Raw genomic sequence first — 16,536 nt, 5'->3', positions numbered from 1 at the left:
CCAACTAACAGAACGAAACGCAGTCATAAGCAAAAAAGCCAAGTCGGCCAATGGGTGGGAAATGGGCCGGCGCTACTTTTTGATTTTCGGACCCGAAATTCGATAAAAGCCCGCGCCGTGCCGCCGAATGTAGGGCGCAAACTCACCCCGCACGGCCCCCAGCGAGTGGCCGCTCCACAAGTCCTGCACCGTAGCGCCTGCAGGCAGGCCCAGCTCGGCCAGCGCCACGGGTACGCGCACCGAGTCGGCAGGCGCCGCCTGGTACGGGCTTTGGGTAAATACCAGGGCCTGGAACGTGCCGCCGGTATTCTGGCCCGCCGCCGCCTGGTCGAGCCCCACGGTGGCCGTGAAGCGCGAATAGCCCGCCGGCAAGTCGTACTCAATCACCGAGTTGGCGTGGGTGCCGATGCCTGCCGCGTAGGTCTGGCCCGCCACGCTAAGCGGGCCGCCGCTCACGCTCTTGCCCACCGTGGCCTGGCCCCAGCCGGCGCTGGCCGTCCGCCAGGGCAGCGTATTGATTGCCAGGGTTTTGCCCGCGCCGTCGGTCAGCGTGGGGTTCAGCCAGTCGGCGTGGTCCCAGGCAGTGCCGTCGGCGCCGCCGCGCACGGCCAGGTACAGCTTTTGGGCGCCCGTAATATCCACGTCGAGCTTGGCCTGCGGGGCTTGCCGGCTGATGAGGGGGGTAGTGGCCGCCGCCGCGCTGGCGGGGGCCTGCTCCTGGTCCTGGGCGTTGAAGAGGGCCAGGAATTTATCACCGGTTTTCGGGTCGTCGGCCACCCAGCCCACTAGGTCGCCGTGCCGGAACAACTGGCGATTGTGGGCGCTGGCCTTGTTCACGGCCAGCACCCGTGGGTTGGTGAGCAGGGCCAGCGTGGCCGGCGTGTTGCTAGGCAGGTCGCCGCCAAACATTAGCGGCGAGCGGAAGATACTCCACAGCGTCATCAGCGTGCGCTGCTCGTCGGGGGTGAAGCGCGTCTGGCGGTCGTCGCCGCGCTCGGCCCGGATGCCCAGGCGGCCCAGCGGCAGCATGTCAGCATCGGGCCAGGCCCCGGTCATGATGAACGGCGCCCAGCGCGCGCACACCGCAAAGTGCTCCTTGAGCTGCTCCCACGAGTCCCAGAAATCGCCCACCGTGCGCCACATGTTGGCGTGCTGCTGGGCGTGCTTGGCGTCGGCAATGGGCGTTTCACCCGGCGACATGCTAAACACGATTTTGCGCCCCGTGCGGTCAATTGCCTTCCGAATCAGCTCAATCTCGGCCGTGTGGTAGGGCTCCGAGAGGTCGTCAATCTTCACCAAATCAACGCCCCAGCTCGCGTACAGCTCAAATAGCGAGTTGTAGTATTCCTGCGCACCGGGCCGCGCGGCCACTACCGTGTACATGTCGTGCAGCCACGCGGCCTGGCCTTCTTTCGAATAAATATCGGCCGCTGTGAGCTTGGTGCCCTTGATGGGCAGCTTGCGCTGCACCGCAATCACGGGCACGCCACGCATGAGGTGAATGCCGAACTTCAGCCCCTGCGCGTGCAGGTGGTCGGCCAGCGGCTTGAAGCCCCTACCCCCCACCGCCGACGGAAAGCGGTTGGGCGCGGGCACGAAGCGGCCGTACTGGTCGATGTTCCAATCGGGGTCCTTCTCGTTGTAGCCGTGGGCCGTATCGTTGCCCACGTACCAGCGAATGTCCACCACCACGTATTCCCAGCCGCTCTTTTTCAAGTACTTGGCCATGTAGTCGGCGTTGGCCTTGGTTTCGGCTTCGGTCACGGTGGGGCCGTAGCAGTCCCAGCTGTTCCAGCCCATGGGGGGGGTAGGCGCCCACTGGTGAAAGTCGGGTTTGGGCACAGCCTTTTGGGCGAGGGCCGGCGCGGCACTACCCAGGGCCCAGATACTACCGAAGAAGAGGTTACGCAGACGATTCATGTGCTAAGAGCAGCGGCGCGGCCGCCTATTTTTTCTTACCCCAAATGGCCGTGCCGTTGGTATCGAGGCCCGTGAAGATGATAGTGGCTTTCTTGTTTTCCCAGTCGCGGCCCTGCTGCACGTACACCGGCGCGCTGGTGCCGTTGCCAAAGCGCAGCGTGAGCCACGGCGCGGCGTAGGTCCAGGTGCCGGTGGTGGCGCCGCCGAAGGTGCCGTCGGCCGCGAGCGTGAGGGCAGTACTGTACTGAAAGTTGGGCGTGAGCTGCTCGTTGGCGTAGCCCGGAATCACGATGTAGTTGAGGGTAATCTGTTCCCAAGTGCCGGCCAGGTCGGCCTGGGCCACGGCGCTGTTGTCCTCGCCCGCATAGCGCTCGGGCGACACCACCGGCCAGCCCGAGGGCGTCCAGAAAATCTTGCGCACGTGCAGGTCCATGTAGTACGAGTCGATGCCCGGCCGGCCCTGGTGGGCCATGAAGTACTGGCCGTTACCATCCGAAAACACGCCGCAGTGGCCCGTGCCCTGCCAGCCGCTGTGCCCGCTAAACTGGTAGGGCGCCAGTATCATGGGGCCGTGGTCTTCGGCCAGGTTGATGTCGCGGCCCTTAAAATCGAGGAATGGCCCGGCCGGCGAGTCGGCGCGGCCCACCCGCACGTTGTACTTGGTTTGGAGCCAGTCGTAGGAGATGAATAGGTAGTACTTCTTCTGCTCCGCGTTGTAGATAATCTCCGGCCCCTCGATGTTGCCGTTGATTTGGGTGCCCGTGAAACCGCGCTGCGCGATGCGTGGGCCGCGGTCGCCGGGGGTAGCATTGAGGCCAGTGGCGGCATCGAGCTTCACCATATGAATACCATCGAAAGCCGAGCCGTAGTACATCCGGTGCTGGCCCTGCTGGTCGATGATGACCGTGGGGTCGATGCCGTTGGTGATGTCAGCCGATGAGTTGTCGGTAGTCACGACCAAGCCCTTTTCCGTCCAGGGCCCGGTGGGCGACGAAGCCGTAGCCAATCCAATGGTACTCAGCTTGAACACATCGGAAGCCAACGAGTAATACAGCCGGTATTCACTGCCTACTTTCAGCACGTAGGGCGCCCACAGCAGCTTGTTGGGCGTGCCGCCGCGCTGCGTAATGTAGGCCACGCCCAGCGGCGGCAGGCCCTTCAGGGCCCAGCCTACGAACTCCCACTGCACCAGGTCCTTCGAGCGGCGCATCTGCAAGCCGGGCGTCAGCACGGCATCCGAAATGCCGTAGCCCACGTCGGTGCTGTACATGTAGTAGTAGCCATCATCGGCCTTGATAACGGCCGGGTCGTGCACGTTATAAGGCCCCCACTGCGCGTAGAAGCTCAGCGCCGCCACGTTGGCGTAGGTGTCGGTGATGCTGTTGATGTCAAACGCGGCCGGCGTGGGGGTAGGCGTCGGGACTGGCGTGGGCGTGGGGGTAGGCGTGGCGGCAGTGTCCTCCTTCTTGCAAGAAGAAGCGCCGAGCAGCAGCGCCAGCAGCAAGCTGCTCCAGCGCAGCGAAGGAGAAACGGGCTTCTTCATGGGAATTCTGTGGAATAAGAGCGAAAATGGCAGACTTAAAAAATGAGGTGACCGGCGCATTGCTCCAAAAAAAACGTCATGCGGCGCGGGTGGCCGCATGACGCTTCTCTTATAGCGGTTGCCAGGGCAGCCCTACCCCCCTATTTCCTGCCCGGCACGCGCAGCACCGTGAACGAGTTGGGGGCCAGCGTGTAGCTCAGCGTCGAGCCTTTCACGCTGAAAGTCGATTCCTGGGGAGCGAGCTTTTTGGGCTGCGTCAGGCTGTTCTGGGTTTGCAGGTCGGCGCTGGCCAGGGTTTGGGCGCGGCCGGTTTTGCCGAGCTTTTTGGCCCCGGCCAGGTTGATGCTGACCGGGCGCGGGCTGCTGGAGTAGTTCACCAGCTTTACTACCACGTCGCCGGCTGCGTCGTCGGCCACGGCGCTGGCAAAGAGGTTGTCGGCGCCGTTTTTGGCCCCGGCGGGCATAGTCACGGGCAGCACGCGGGTGCCCTTGTTAAGGGCGTAGAGCTTCTGCACGTAGTAGCTCGGCGAGCCGTACGAGTTCAGGTTATCAAACCAAATCATGTCGGGCGTCCACTGCCAGGCGTCCACGTTGGCGAAGAGCGGGGCGTAGCTGGCCATGCCTACTACGTCGGCGTTGCGCTCCAGACCGGTCATAAACGCGGCCTCCGAGATGGCGCACTCCCAGGTATTCTTGTTGTCGGGGCTACCGATGGCCACGCTCTGGGCGGCGTACTCGCCGGCGAAGATTTTGGGGCCGGTGCGGGGGTACTTATCGTAGCGGTCGGCGTGCTCGCGAAACCACTCGGGCTTGGCGTAGTAGTGCTCGTCCACGTACTCGGCTTTGAGCTCGCCGAGGCGCTTGCTGGCCTTGTCAAACAGCTCGCCGTCGGGGCTGGGGCCGGCACTGCTCACAATTTCCATCTTCGGGTATTTAGCCTTGATGGCCTTCGCAAACGGCTCGTAGCGCTCCAAATACTGCGGACCCCATTGCTCATTCCCTACCCCTATGTACTTGAGGTTGAACGGCGCGGGGTGGCCCATGGCCACGCGCTTGGCGCCCCAGGTACTGCTGGCCGGACCGTTGGCAAACTCCACCAGGTCGAGCGCATCCTGGATGAATACGTCCAGCGACGGGTCGCCGGTGTTGGGCGCGGCTTCCGCGTTCGGGCCTTTGCCGGCGGCGCTGGCGCTGCCCATCGGGGCCAGCTCGCCCGAGTTGAACTGGCAGGCCATACCCACGTTCAGGATGGGTAGGGGCTCGGCGCCAATGTCTTCCGAAAGCTGGAAATACTCAAAGAACCCCAGCCCGAACGACTGGTAGTAGTCGGGCGTCGAGCGGTGCTTGAACTCCATATTCCAGCGGTTGATGAGCGGCATGCGCGCGGCCACGTCGCCGATGGTTTCCTTCCACTGGTAGCGCTCCGAGAGGGTGCGGCCCTCCACGATGCAGCCGCCCGGAAAGCGCAAGAAGCCCGGCTTCATGTCCTTGAGCAGCTGCACCAAATCGGTGCGCAGGCCGTTGGGCCGGCCCATCCAGGTATCCTTCGGAAAGAGCGATACCACGTCCAAATCCACGCTGCCGGTGCCGGTGAGCACCAGCTTGAGGTGGGCCTTATTGTTCGTACTGCTGGGCTTGAGCACGGCCTTGTATTGCTGCCACTGGTCGCCAAAGCCCGTGACCGGCGCCTGGGCCAGCACCTCGCCCTTCTCCCCCACCAGCATGGCGGTGAGGCCGCTAATGCTGCCTGCGCCGCGCCGGGCGTAGAAGGAGAGATTATACTCTTCACGCACCTTCACGCCCATGCCCCGGAAGCCCTCGTTCTCGATGCCCGCCTCACCGGTGCCGCCCGCCCGGGTCGCCAGGCGCAGGTAGTGCGTGTTGTTCTGGCTGATGCCCTGCTCGTTGCGCACGGCGTAGGTATCGAGGTTGAAGCCGCTTTGCAGCGCCTTCCAGCCAATGAGGCCAGGGTTGATTTCGAACGACTTGTTCTTGACCAGCTCGGGGTACAGGCCCCCGTCGGCAGCAAAGTTGATGTCCTCGAAGAACAGGCCGTACATATTCTTATTCACGGCCGCGCCGGGCTTATTCACCTGCACGGTGAGGGTAGCCGGCGCCTGGGCGCTGGCGGCGAGTGCACCCAGCAGGGCAAGGCCGGTGGTGAGGGCAGGGAGGCGGGTGGGACTGGTCATGGGTATCAGTGTTAAAATCGAAAAATGTGGGCAGGCGCGAACGGCTCACCTCACTCCCTAGCCTCCTCTCCAAAAAAGAGAGGGAACTAGTTTTTAGTCCTAGCTCCTAACCTAAGAACTATGCTAGAGCTAGTTCCCCCTCTTTTTTGGAGAGGGGGCTAGGGGCTGAGGTACCCCCAGGGGTCATTTCCCCCTACCCCCGAAAAGCTACCTCATTGAAGCGCAGTTCGTTCTTAAAGGTGCGCAGCTTGGTGTCAGCATCGATAATCAGGAACTCAATGCCGGCCATCTCGGCGAAGTCCTCCAGGTACTCGGCGGTCAGGTTTTGGCTGAAGCCGGTGTGGTGGGCGCCGCCGGCCAGAATCCAGGCGGCCACGCCGGTTTTCATGTCGGGCTTCACCTCCCAGAGGATGCGGGCTACGGGCAGGTTGGGCAGCTCGTGGGCGGGGGCCACGGCCACTACTTCGTTGACAATCATGCGGAAGCGGTTGCCCATGTCCACGATGGTGGCGTTCAGGCCCTCGCCGGCGGGGCAGTTAAACACCAGGCGCACCGGGTCTTCCTTGCCGCCGATACCGAGTGGGTGCACCTCGGCGCGCACCTTGCCCTCGGCAATGCTGGGGCAGATTTCGAGCATGTGCGAGCCCAGCACCTGCTCCTGACCGGGCGCGAAGTGGTAGGTATAATCCTCCATAAACGAGTTGCCGCCGGGCAGGCCGGCGCCCATCACCTTCATGGCACGCACCAGAGCCGAGGTCTTCCAGTCGCCCTCGCCGCCGAAGCCGTAGCCGTCGGCCATCAGGCGCTGGGTAGCGATGCCGGGCAGCTGCTTCATGCCGTGCAAATCCTCAAACGTGTCGGTGAAGCCCTTGGCGTTGCGGTCAGTCAGGAACTTGCGCATGCCCAGCTCGATGCGGGCCGCGTCGCGCAGGCTTTCGCGCTTGGCACCGCCGTCGCGCAGGTCGTCGGCCAGCTCGTATTCGGTTTCATAGGTAGCCACTAGCTCCGCAATCTGCGCGTCGGTCACCTCATTCACCTCGGCCACCAGGTCGCCGATGCCGTAGGTATTCACCTCGTAACCAAACTTGATTTCGGCCTCTACTTTATCGCCCTCCGTCACGGCCACGTAGCGCATGTTGTCGCCAAAGCGCACAAAGCGGCCGCCCTGCCAGTCGGCCCAGGCGCAGGCCACGCGGCTCCAGATGCTGAGGCGCTCGTGCACGTCGGTGCTCTGCCAATGACCCACTATCACCTTGCGGTTCAGGCGCATGCGCGAGCCGATGAAGCCAAACTCGCGGTCGCCGTGCGCCGACTGGTTGGTGTTCATGAAGTCCATGTCGATGGCATCCCACGGAATATCGCGGTTGTACTGCGTGTGCAGGTGGGCCAGCGGCTTCTGCAATATTTTCAAGCCGTTAATCCACATCTTGGCCGGCGAGAAGGTGTGCATCCAGGCAATCAGGCCCACACAGTTAGGGGTCGTGTTGGCCTCCTGCATCAGCTTAAAAATCTCGGTCGGGCCGGTGAGCACCGGCTTGTACACAATTTTGATGGGCAGCTTGGTGCCGAGCTCGGCGGCGATTTCCTGCGAATGTTGGGCTACCTGCTCCAGCGTTTCGGGGCCGTATAGGTGCTGGCTGCCGGTAATGAACCAGGCTTCGTACTGCGAAATGTCAATCATGGGAAGTAGCGCGGACTTTCAGTCCGCGAGTAAGGCTTATTTAATGGATTACTAGGCGTTGCAGTCGCGGACTGAAAGTCCGCGCTACGACTGCCCGTAGTAAGAGCCAGCGCCGTGCTTGCGCTGGTAATGCTTGTTAATCAGTGCGTCTTTGAGCCGCGCTACCCCCGGCTTGAGGGTACAGGTGAGGTAGGCCAGGCGGGCTACTTCTTCGAGTACGGCGCTGTGGTACACGGCTTTCTCCACCGTTTTGCCCCAGGTAAAGGGCGCGTGGTTGCCCACGAGTATCATCTCCACCTCGCTGGGCGAGAGGCCGCGCTTTTTAAACTCGTTGATGATTTGCCAGCCGGTCTGATTCTCGTAGTCGCCCTGAATGAGCTCGTCGCTCATGGGCGGGGCGCAGGGCACGTCGGCGGTGAGGTGGTCGGCGTGGGTTGTGCCCAGAATGGGAATATCGGCCTGCGCCTGGGCCCAGGCCGTGGCGTAGGTGCTGTGCGTGTGCACGATGCCGCCAATCATGGGCCACTCCTTAAAGAGCAGCGCGTGCGTTTTGGTATCGCTGCTCGGGCGTTTGGTGCCCTCCACCACGTTGTTGTCGAAATCGACAATCACGATGTCCTCCGGCTTCAGCGTGGCGTAGGGTACGCCGCTGGGCTTGATGGCGAACACGCTCCGCGCGCGGTCCACCACGCTCGCGTTGCCAAAGGTGAAGAGCACCAGACCCAACGCCGGCAATTGCATATTGGCCTCGTAGCAGGCTTGTTTTAAATCTTGGTACTGGCTCATTTTTAAGCGACTAAGAACGTCATGCTTCATCTAGCGTCCGCTTGTCAAAGCATCTCGCGCGCATCGTTGAACGATTGGATTTACTGCTGCACGCGAGATGCTTCGACAAGCTCAGCATGACGGTCGGTAGAAGTTGGGCTAGAAGTAGCGCTTTCCACAAACTGGCCCAGCGCCTGGTACTGCGCGTAGCGGCTGGCGTAGTCGGCCACGCGGGCCGGATTAGGCGTGTAGGTTTCGGCGAAGCCGCTGCCCAGCGCCTTTTGGGCGGCGAGAACGTCGGCGTAAATGCCGGCGGCCACGGCGGCGTACATGGCCGCGCCCAGCGCCGGCGCCTGCTCCGACACCGCGATTTTGATGGGCCGGTCGAGCACGTCGGCCAGGGTCTGCATCACGAAGGCCGATTTTTTCGCTACCCCCCCTATTCCAATCACTTGCTTAATGGGGATGCCTTCGCTCTCAAAGCGCTCCACAATCTGCTTCGAGCCGTAGCAGATGGCCTCGACCAGCGCCCGGAACACCTGCGGGGCCGAGGTGCCCATCGTCAGGTTCATCAAGGCGCCTTTGAGGGCCTGGTTGGCGTCGGGCGTGCGGCGGCCGTTCACCCAGTCGAGGGCGATAACGCTGCTCTCGGCGGGGTCCACCTCCGAGGCGGCCTGGGTGAGCTGACGGAGCAGGTTGTCGCTCACTTCCTGCTGAAACAGGGCCAGCTGCTCGGCGCTCAGCACCTGCGAGTGGGCCAGCGTGGCGGCCTGCAAGGGCCACTCCAGCATCTGGCGGAACCAGGCCAGCAGGTCGCCAAAGGCCGATTGGCCGGCCTCCAGCCCTACCATGCCGGGAATCACGGAGCCATCGACCTGCCCGCAGATGCCGGCCACCAGGTGGTCGCCCACCTCGGCGGTCGGGGCCACCACAATGTCGCAGGTGCTGGTGCCCATCACCTTCACCATCGAGTACGACTCGATTTCGCCGGCCACGGCGCCCGCGTGGGCGTCGAACGAGCCCACGGCGATTACCGTGTTGGTAGTCAGGCCCAAACGCTCGGCCCACTCAGCCGAAAGATGCCCGGCAACTTGGTCGGCGGTGTAGGTTTCGGTAAACAATCGATTGCGTAAGCCGGCCAGCTTAGGGTCGAGGTGGGTCAGGAACTCCTCGGGGGGTAGGCCGCCCCAGCTGGCGTGCCACAGGGCCTTGTGGCCGGCGGCGCAGCGGCTGCGCTTGAACCCGGCCAGCGGCTGGCCGGTGAGCGTGAGCGTGAGCCAGTCGCAGTGCTCCATCCAGGAGTAGGCCGCTTTGGCCACGGCCTCATCCTCGCGCACGGTGTGCATGATTTTGGCCCAAAACCACTCCGAAGAATAGATGCCGCCCTCGTACTTGGTGAAGTCCTCGCCGCCCCAGGTGCGGGCCTTGTGGTTGATTTCGGCCGCCTCGGCCAGGGCCGTGTGGTCTTTCCAGAGGATAAACAGCGCGTTGGGGTTCTCCGCGAATTCGGGCAGCATGCCCAGCAGCTGGCCCTGCTCGTTCACGGGGCCCGGCGTGGAGCCGGTGGTGTCGATGGCAAGACCCAGAATCTGCTCAGACGGCACCTTCAGCGCTACTTCGCGCACGGTGGCTTCGAGGCCTTCGAGGTGGTCGAGGGGGTGCTGGCGAAAGCGGTTTTTGGCGGGGTTACAGTATTGGCCCTGCTTCCAGCGGGGGTAGTAGTGCACGGCCTGCGCCACTTCGGCGCCGGTGCGCGCATCCACGAGCAGCGCCCGCACCGAGTCGGTGCCGTAGTCGAGGCCAATGACGTAGGCCGGGGAGGCGGATTGAGTTGACACGAATAGTAAATGAGTAAGTGAGTAGATGAGTAAATGGGCACAAGGCCTTGGTAGCAAGCCGTAAGTGAGCAGGTAACGGGTTACTTGCTCACTTACTCATTTGCTCATTTACTGCTTGCGCACCCCAAACGTGTAACTGGTGGTGGTGTGGTAGGTTTCGCCCGGCTTGAGAATCGTATTCGGAAACTTGGCCTGGTTGGGCGAATCAGGAAAGTGCTGGGTTTCGAGGCAGAAGCCGGCGTGCTTGCCGTACACTACCCCGTTCTTGCCGGTCAAAGAGCCGTCGAGGAAGTTGCCGGTGTAGAACTGCACGCCGGGCTCGTCGGTGGTTACTTCCATGGTGCGGCCGGTGGTGGGCTCGTACACGGTGGCGGCGCTGTGCTGGCCGGTGGCCTGGTTCAGGACCCAGTTGTGGTCGTAGCCACCGGGCACCTGCGCAATGCGCTCGCCGATGGCGTGGGGGGTAGTAAAGTCGAAGGGCGTACCCTTCACCGGCTTCAGCTCGCCGGTCGGGATGAGGTTAGCATCGACCACCGTGTAGCGGTCAGCGGGAATTGTGACCATATGGGCCAGCACGTCCTTGCTCTGGCCCTGGGCCAGGTTAAAGTAGGCGTGGTTGGTGAGGTTGACGGGGGTAGCCTTGTCGGTGGTGGCGGTGTAGTCGATTTTGAGGGCGTTGTCGGCCGTCAGGGTATACACCACCGTCACGGTCAGGTTGCCGGGGTAGCCTTCCTCGCCGTCTTTGCTGAGGTAGGTCAGCGTCAGCGTTTCGCCGTCGGCTGAGGTGCCGGGCTTGGCGGTCCACACTTTTTGGTCGAAGCCCACGGTGCCGCCGTGCAGCGAATTGCCGTTGTTGTTTAGGCCCACGTGGTAGGTCTTGCCATCAATGGTAAACTGCCCCTTCCCAATGCGGTTGCCGTAGCGCCCGATGAGCGCCCCGAAGTAGGGGCCGGCTTTCCTAAACGCGGGGCTGAGGTAGCCGCTCACGTTATCAAAGCCTAGGATGACGTCGCTCAGCTTGCCGGCCTTGTCGGGCACGAGCAGGCTGGTAAGCGTGCCGCCGTAGGTGCTGATGCTGGCCTTGAGGCCGTTCTTATTGGTAAGGGTGAAAAGCTGGATTTCGGTGCCGTCGGCAGTTTTACCGAACGAAGCGGAGGTGGGCATGGCGGAAGCGCTGGCGCCGGTAGCGGCCGAGTCGGCCGGGGCCGACGTAGTAGCCGCTTCCTGGCTGGTGGTGGAATTGGACGAGCAGGCGGTCAGCAGCAGGGCGCTGCCGAAACCGGCGGCAAGTACGCAAAGGCGCGGGTAGGTGGGCATGAAAGTGGAGGGAAAGATTAAAAAACGGACACTTTTTGCGTAAATATGCCCCCTTCGCGGCGTATTCGCACCAAGTAGCTGCTCGCACGCAGGCCCGTATTCACGGCTGGCGGCGCTTGCGGCGGGCCCAACTTACGGCTGGCACACCGCCTGGCTTGCAAATTCACGGCTTTTACTACCGTGCTGCCCCTACCCCCCTCGTGTTGCCCAGCGCCACCGTAGCGTGGTTCGCCAGCGCTGGCCGCCACGCACAGCGGCAAAGAGTCAGGCCCTAGCGGGCAGGAACGGATGAGGATGGCCCAAGCCCCTACCCCACCCATCTGAGCCAGATGAGGGGGTAGGGGCAGTCGCCATTAGCTAGGCTAATAGCCAGGATTTTGCTTGATGGTGGGGTCGAGGTCGATATCCGTCTGCGGAATCGGCAGCAGCTTCGACTTGCCCAGTACAAAGTTGGTGAAGTCGGGGTCCTTGGCGATGAGGTAGTTGAGGCCGGCCTGGTTGTCGAGCAGGCCCCAGCGGTTGATGTCGAACCAGCGTTGGCCTTCGCCGGCCAGCTCACGGCCGCGCTCATCGCGCATGTAGAGGCGCAAGGCGCTCTGGCTACTAGAGTTAGCTGCCGAAACGGGGGCCAGGCCCACGCGGGCGCGCACTTGGTTCACGAGCGGCACGGCGGCGGCCGTCTGGCCCAGCTCGTTCAAAGCCTCGGCTTGCAGCAGCAACATGTCGGCGTAGCGAATGATGCGGAAATTGATACCCGAGTTGAAGTTCTCGGTGGTGGTGCGGGTGCGGTCGTTCAGGTACTTGCGCCAGTACTGCTGGCTGGGGTCATAACCCAGCTCGGTAAAGGTCTTGCCGTAGAAGCGGTCGGGGTTGAGCGAGCTGATAATGGACACATCGCGGCGGGGGTCAATCAGGTGCTTCTTGGTGCTACCCGGCGCCAGTGCCACCGTCGAATCGGTATATACGGCCGTGAGCCACTGGCGGGGCTGCACGTCAGAATACGAGTAAACGGGCGGCCCAAAGAAATTGGGCCGGTCGTAGCCTTCCGATGATGAGGCATTATCCTGGCCCTGCCCCACCTCTCCTACTCTGCCAGTGTACTGCACCTCAAACAGCGACTCGCTGTTATTCTCATTGGCCTCGGTAAAGTTATCCACGTAATTGGGCACCAGTGAGTAACGCCCCGAACCAATAATGGTAGTCAATAGCGCCGACGCCTCGGTGTACTTATGCTGCTGCATGTACATCTTAGCCAGCAGGGCCTGGGCTGCACCCTTGGTAGCGCGGCCCAGCTCGGCGGCGCTATAGCTATTGGGCAGGTCCGGGATAGCGGCTTGCAGGTCGGCAATCACCTGAGCCTCTACTTCTGGCTGGGTCACCTGCTTCACGCGGGTAGTTACGGTAGGGTCTTCTAGGATGAGGGGTATGTTGCCAAAAAACGAGGCCATGTCGAAATACATCAGCGCTCGCACGAAGCGCGCCTCGGCAATGTATTGCTTCTGCAGCGCCGCATCCATCGTAATCGTCGGGATGTGGTTCAGCGCCTGGTTGGTGCGGTAGATGGTACGGTAGAAGTCGTTCCAAGCAAAAGCCGAGATGAAGAAGAGGTTATTGGCCTGCACGAAGCGCGTAAACAGGGCCAGCTCCACAAAGGGACTTTGGCTGTACGACTCGTCGGAGCGGGCCGTGATGAACTGCCACGAGTGCCCGTAGCAGGCATACTGCTGAATGCCCGAGTAGCAGGCAATAATCCCGCGGTTGGCATCATCGGCCGTCTTCCAATATTGGTCTACCGACAGCGTGTTAGGGTTGACCTGTTCCAGCAGGTCTTTCTTGCAGCTCGTAGCTACGGCCAGGCTGCCCGCCAGCAACAGGGTAACTAATTTGTGGGATTTCATAAAAAGGAGAGGTTAAGCAAGTAGATTCCCTAGAAAGTGGCCTGCACGCCGCCCGTGAAGGTGCGCACGTTGGGGTAGGCGCTATTATCGATGCCGCGGCCGAAGTAGCCGGTGCCCGTAATCTCGGGGTCGTAGCCCGTGTACTTGGTGAAAGTCACGAGGTTGCGCCCCGTCACGTACACGCGCAGCGAGCCAATGGCCGGAGCCCAGCCCAGCAGGTTTTTACCGAACGTGTAGCCGAGCTGCACGTTCTTCAAGCGCACGTAGGCCCCGTCTTCCAGCCAGCGCGTGGTGTAGTTGAGCGAGTTCATGTTGGCCGACGTGTTCAATGCTTGGGTGGCTCCCAGGCCCTGTAGCAGCCGGGCGTTGGAGTTGGTGTGGTTGTCGGCCGACCACGGCAGCACGTTCAGCTCGTAGTTATTGGGCCCGGCATAATTTTCCAGCGCCACCTTGGCATTGTTGTAAATCAGATTGCCGTGCACGCCCTGCACCAGAATGGACAGGTCGAAGCCCTTGTAGCCAAAATTGAGGTTGGCACCGTACTGCAGCGTGGGGAAGGCCGAGCCTACGTGCACCCGGTCTTTGTTGTCGATTATGCCATCGCCGTTTACGTCGGTGTACTTCACGTCGCCCGGCGCGGCATAGCCCTGAATAAGGCGCCCATCGGCCGTTTTGTAGTTGTTCACCTCATCCTGCGTCTGGAAGATGCCCGCCATCGGCACCAGGAAGAATTGCCCCAGGCTGGTGCCCACGCTGGTACTGGTCAGGCCCTGGCCATCTACCAGCACCTGGCCCTCGTTGGGCAGCGCCAGCACCCGGTTGCGCAGCGTCGTGAGGTTGCCATTGAGGCTATAGGTAAAGTCGCCCAGGTTGCCCTTATAACCCAAGGCCAGCTCCAGGCCCCGGTTCTCGATATTGCCCGCATTCTGGAACACCGGCCCAAAGCTGCCCGTGTAGATGGGCACTACTACCGGAGCCAGCGCCTTGCGCGTTTCCGAAATGTAGTAGTCGGCCGTAAAGGTCAGGCGGCTATCAAACAAGCTCAGGTCCAGGCCCGCGTCCTTGGTGCGGCGCTCTTCCCACTGCAGGTTGGGGCTGGCCAGCACCGTTTGGGTGCGGCCATTGGTCACGACCTGGCCATTGCCCAGCACGTAGTTCACGTTCTGGTTGATGTTGGGGGTAGGCAGGTAGGCGCCGTAGTAATCGCCCGTCAGCTGGTCGTTGCCGATGATGCCGTAGCTGGCACGCAGCTTCAGGTTGCTCACTGCGGGCAAGGCATTCTTGAAAAAATCTTCCTCGCTGATGCGGTACCCCAGGGAGGCCGCCCCGAAGTTGCCAAAACGATTCTGCTCGATGAAGCGCGACGAGCCATCGCGGCGGAAGCTACCGCTCACCAGGTAGCGGTTCTTGTAATCGTAGCTAGCCTGCGAGAAGTACGAGCGGTTGGTAATGATGCCTTCAGTACCCTGCACCACGCCCACCGTCTGCCCCGCGTTCAGCTGGAAGTAGTACTGGGGGGTAGAGGTAAAGTTTTGCGTTTGCGCGGTAGTGTTATGAACGTTGTAGTAGCGCTCCGAGTAGCCGCCCACTACGTTCACGTGGTGGTCGCCAAAGGTCTTGTTGAAGTTCAGCGTATTCTCCGCCATCAGAAACACGTCGTATCCCTGAAATTCGGACAGGTACGAAACCGGAATGGCCGAATTCTGCCGGATGGTGCCGAGCTTCTGCGCGTCGGAATTGCTATACGTGTGGCCATCCATCGCCAGGTTCAGCCGGTAGGTCAGGAAGTCGAAGATGGAGTAGTCGAAGGTCACGTTGCCCGCCACCCGGTTGTCCGACTGCGTGCGGCGCAGCAGCTGCTGGGCGCCCACGGGGTTAGTGGCAAACGTGTTATTGATGGTCGAGCCCGTACCGAAGCCGCCAGAATTAGTGGGGTCGTACACCGGAATGGTGGGTAGCATCGTCAGCACATCAATGAAGGGCAGCCCGTTGAGCAACACCGTGTTGATGTGGGTGAGCTGCAGGTTTTCCTGAAAGCGGAAGCGCCCCTTGGTCAACCCCGAGTTCAGGCGCAAGCTGTAGCGCTTGAAGTCCGGCCCTTTTACAATTCCCTCCTGGTGAAAATACTCCGCCGAAATCAGGTAATTGCTCCCCGTGTTTTCGCCGGTGGTGCCACCCGAAAAATTTATATTGTAGTCTTCTACCTTGCCGGCCTGGAAGAACTCTTTCTGCCAATCGGTGTCAATATTGGGGTTAAAGGCGCCGCCTGGCCCCTTTACTGCGCCCGCCAGGCTGTTCTGGCCCGGCGTGAGCGGGTTAATCCCCGCGTTGGCATAAGCTTGCACCGCGCGGTCGGCCCACTGGCTAGCGTTCGTGAGCTGGTAGCGCTTGTACACATTATCTACCCCGTAGTAGGCGTTGAGGCCAATGGTAGCCACGCCCGCCTTGCCTCTTTTGGTCGTTATCTGAATAACGCCGTTGGCACCCCGCGCCCCGTAGATAGCCGTCGAGGACGCGTCTTTGAGCACTGTAAGCGTGGCAATGTCGTTGGGGTTGAGGTCGCGGATGTTATCGGTCCACAAGCCGTCAATCACGTAGAGCGGGGCGCTATTGCTGTTGCCAGCGCTGCCCGCCCCCCGAATTATTACTATTGGGGCCTCGCCCGGCCCGCCCGAGCCGGTTATTTGCAAGCCCGCCACCTGCCCTTGCAGGGCCTGCGTAATGGTGGGCACTGGTTGCTTGGTAGCCTCCTTCAGGTTAGGCGTGCTTACGGCACTGCTGATGTTCTGGCGGTTTTCCGCCAGGTAGCCTACTACCACCACATCGCCCAGCGACTTGCTATCGGCGGCCAGGGCCACGTCGATGGTGTTGCGGTCGCCCACTACCACTTCCTGAGTGGCATAGCCGACGTACGAAAACACCAGCGTAGCACCGGCCGGAGCCTCAATGGTATAGCGCCCGTCAATATTGGTTTGGGTGCCGTTGCTGCTACCCTTCACCACAACGTTGACGCCGGGCAGGCCTACCCCCTTCTCATCCACGATGCGGCCGGTTACGGGGCCGGCGGCCGGAGCTGGGCGCAGCATTTCGGTGGCGGCCCAGCTATGGGCCAACAGGGGTTGCAGGGGTAGGCAGCTGAGGGCGGCCGGCACCAGGAGCCGCCCCATTTTGGGTACTGACTTTCTCATGAGCGAGAAGAAGTTGGGTGGGAAAAGTGAATGAAATCGAAACAAGCATTTACACAATCGATTGTGTAAGCTGATTAAAAAAAACGCCGCCAACTGCTAAGTAAACCCGCGCGGGGCTGCATTTCTGTGCTGCCGCATTGTATCAGCAAGACAATAATACCGGCTTTTTTTAGAATTAACAAAAAGAAAATTAT

At 61.7% G+C, this 16,536-nt stretch carries 9 protein-coding genes; all 9 read right to left on the bottom strand.

Annotated features, from left to right (window positions below):
• Positions 1 to 72: 72 nt before the first annotated feature.
• Complete coding sequence (locus E4631_RS15240; RefSeq protein WP_133656438.1) at positions 73 to 1,920, bottom strand: NPCBM/NEW2 domain-containing protein; 1,848 nt, start codon at positions 1,918 to 1,920, stop codon at positions 73 to 75.
• A 25-nt stretch (positions 1,921 to 1,945) separates the two neighbouring features.
• The gene (locus E4631_RS15235; protein ID WP_133656439.1) at positions 1,946 to 3,463 is read right to left on the bottom strand and encodes an arabinan endo-1,5-alpha-L-arabinosidase; all 1,518 of its coding nucleotides are present in this window, start codon (positions 3,461 to 3,463) and stop codon (positions 1,946 to 1,948) included.
• A gap of 140 nt (positions 3,464 to 3,603) precedes the next feature.
• On the bottom strand, positions 3,604 to 5,655 hold the full coding sequence (locus E4631_RS15230) for an alpha-L-arabinofuranosidase C-terminal domain-containing protein (RefSeq protein ID WP_133656440.1): 2,052 nt from the start codon (positions 5,653 to 5,655) through the stop codon (positions 3,604 to 3,606).
• A gap of 193 nt (positions 5,656 to 5,848) precedes the next feature.
• On the bottom strand, positions 5,849 to 7,336 hold the full coding sequence (araA, locus tag E4631_RS15225) for an L-arabinose isomerase (protein ID WP_133656441.1): 1,488 nt from the start codon (positions 7,334 to 7,336) through the stop codon (positions 5,849 to 5,851).
• A gap of 84 nt (positions 7,337 to 7,420) precedes the next feature.
• Positions 7,421 to 8,122 carry an L-ribulose-5-phosphate 4-epimerase gene (locus E4631_RS15220; protein ID WP_133656442.1) on the bottom strand — a complete coding sequence of 234 codons (702 nt, stop codon included), beginning with the start codon at positions 8,120 to 8,122 and terminating at the stop codon, positions 7,421 to 7,423.
• 80 nt (positions 8,123 to 8,202) lie between these two features.
• The gene (locus tag E4631_RS15215) at positions 8,203 to 9,939 is read right to left on the bottom strand and encodes a ribulokinase (RefSeq protein WP_133656443.1); all 1,737 of its coding nucleotides are present in this window, start codon (positions 9,937 to 9,939) and stop codon (positions 8,203 to 8,205) included.
• A gap of 108 nt (positions 9,940 to 10,047) precedes the next feature.
• Positions 10,048 to 11,256: an aldose epimerase family protein gene (locus E4631_RS15210; RefSeq protein WP_133656444.1), complete on the bottom strand. Its 1,209-nt coding sequence runs from the start codon at positions 11,254 to 11,256 to the stop codon at positions 10,048 to 10,050.
• 362 nt (positions 11,257 to 11,618) lie between these two features.
• Positions 11,619 to 13,154 (bottom strand): RagB/SusD family nutrient uptake outer membrane protein, encoded by a 1,536-nt coding sequence (locus E4631_RS15205; protein ID WP_133656445.1) that lies wholly within the window; start codon positions 13,152 to 13,154, stop codon positions 11,619 to 11,621.
• 29 nt (positions 13,155 to 13,183) lie between these two features.
• Positions 13,184 to 16,342 (bottom strand): TonB-dependent receptor, encoded by a 3,159-nt coding sequence (locus E4631_RS15200; RefSeq protein ID WP_133656446.1) that lies wholly within the window; start codon positions 16,340 to 16,342, stop codon positions 13,184 to 13,186.
• Positions 16,343 to 16,536: the final 194 nt, after the last annotated feature.

Source organism: Hymenobacter sp. UV11 (assembly GCF_004684095.1).
In the GTDB taxonomy this organism is placed as follows: Bacteria; Bacteroidota; Bacteroidia; order Cytophagales; family Hymenobacteraceae; genus Hymenobacter.
Note: the sequence above shows the minus strand (reverse complement) of the source record. Positions and strands in the feature narration are given on the sequence as shown.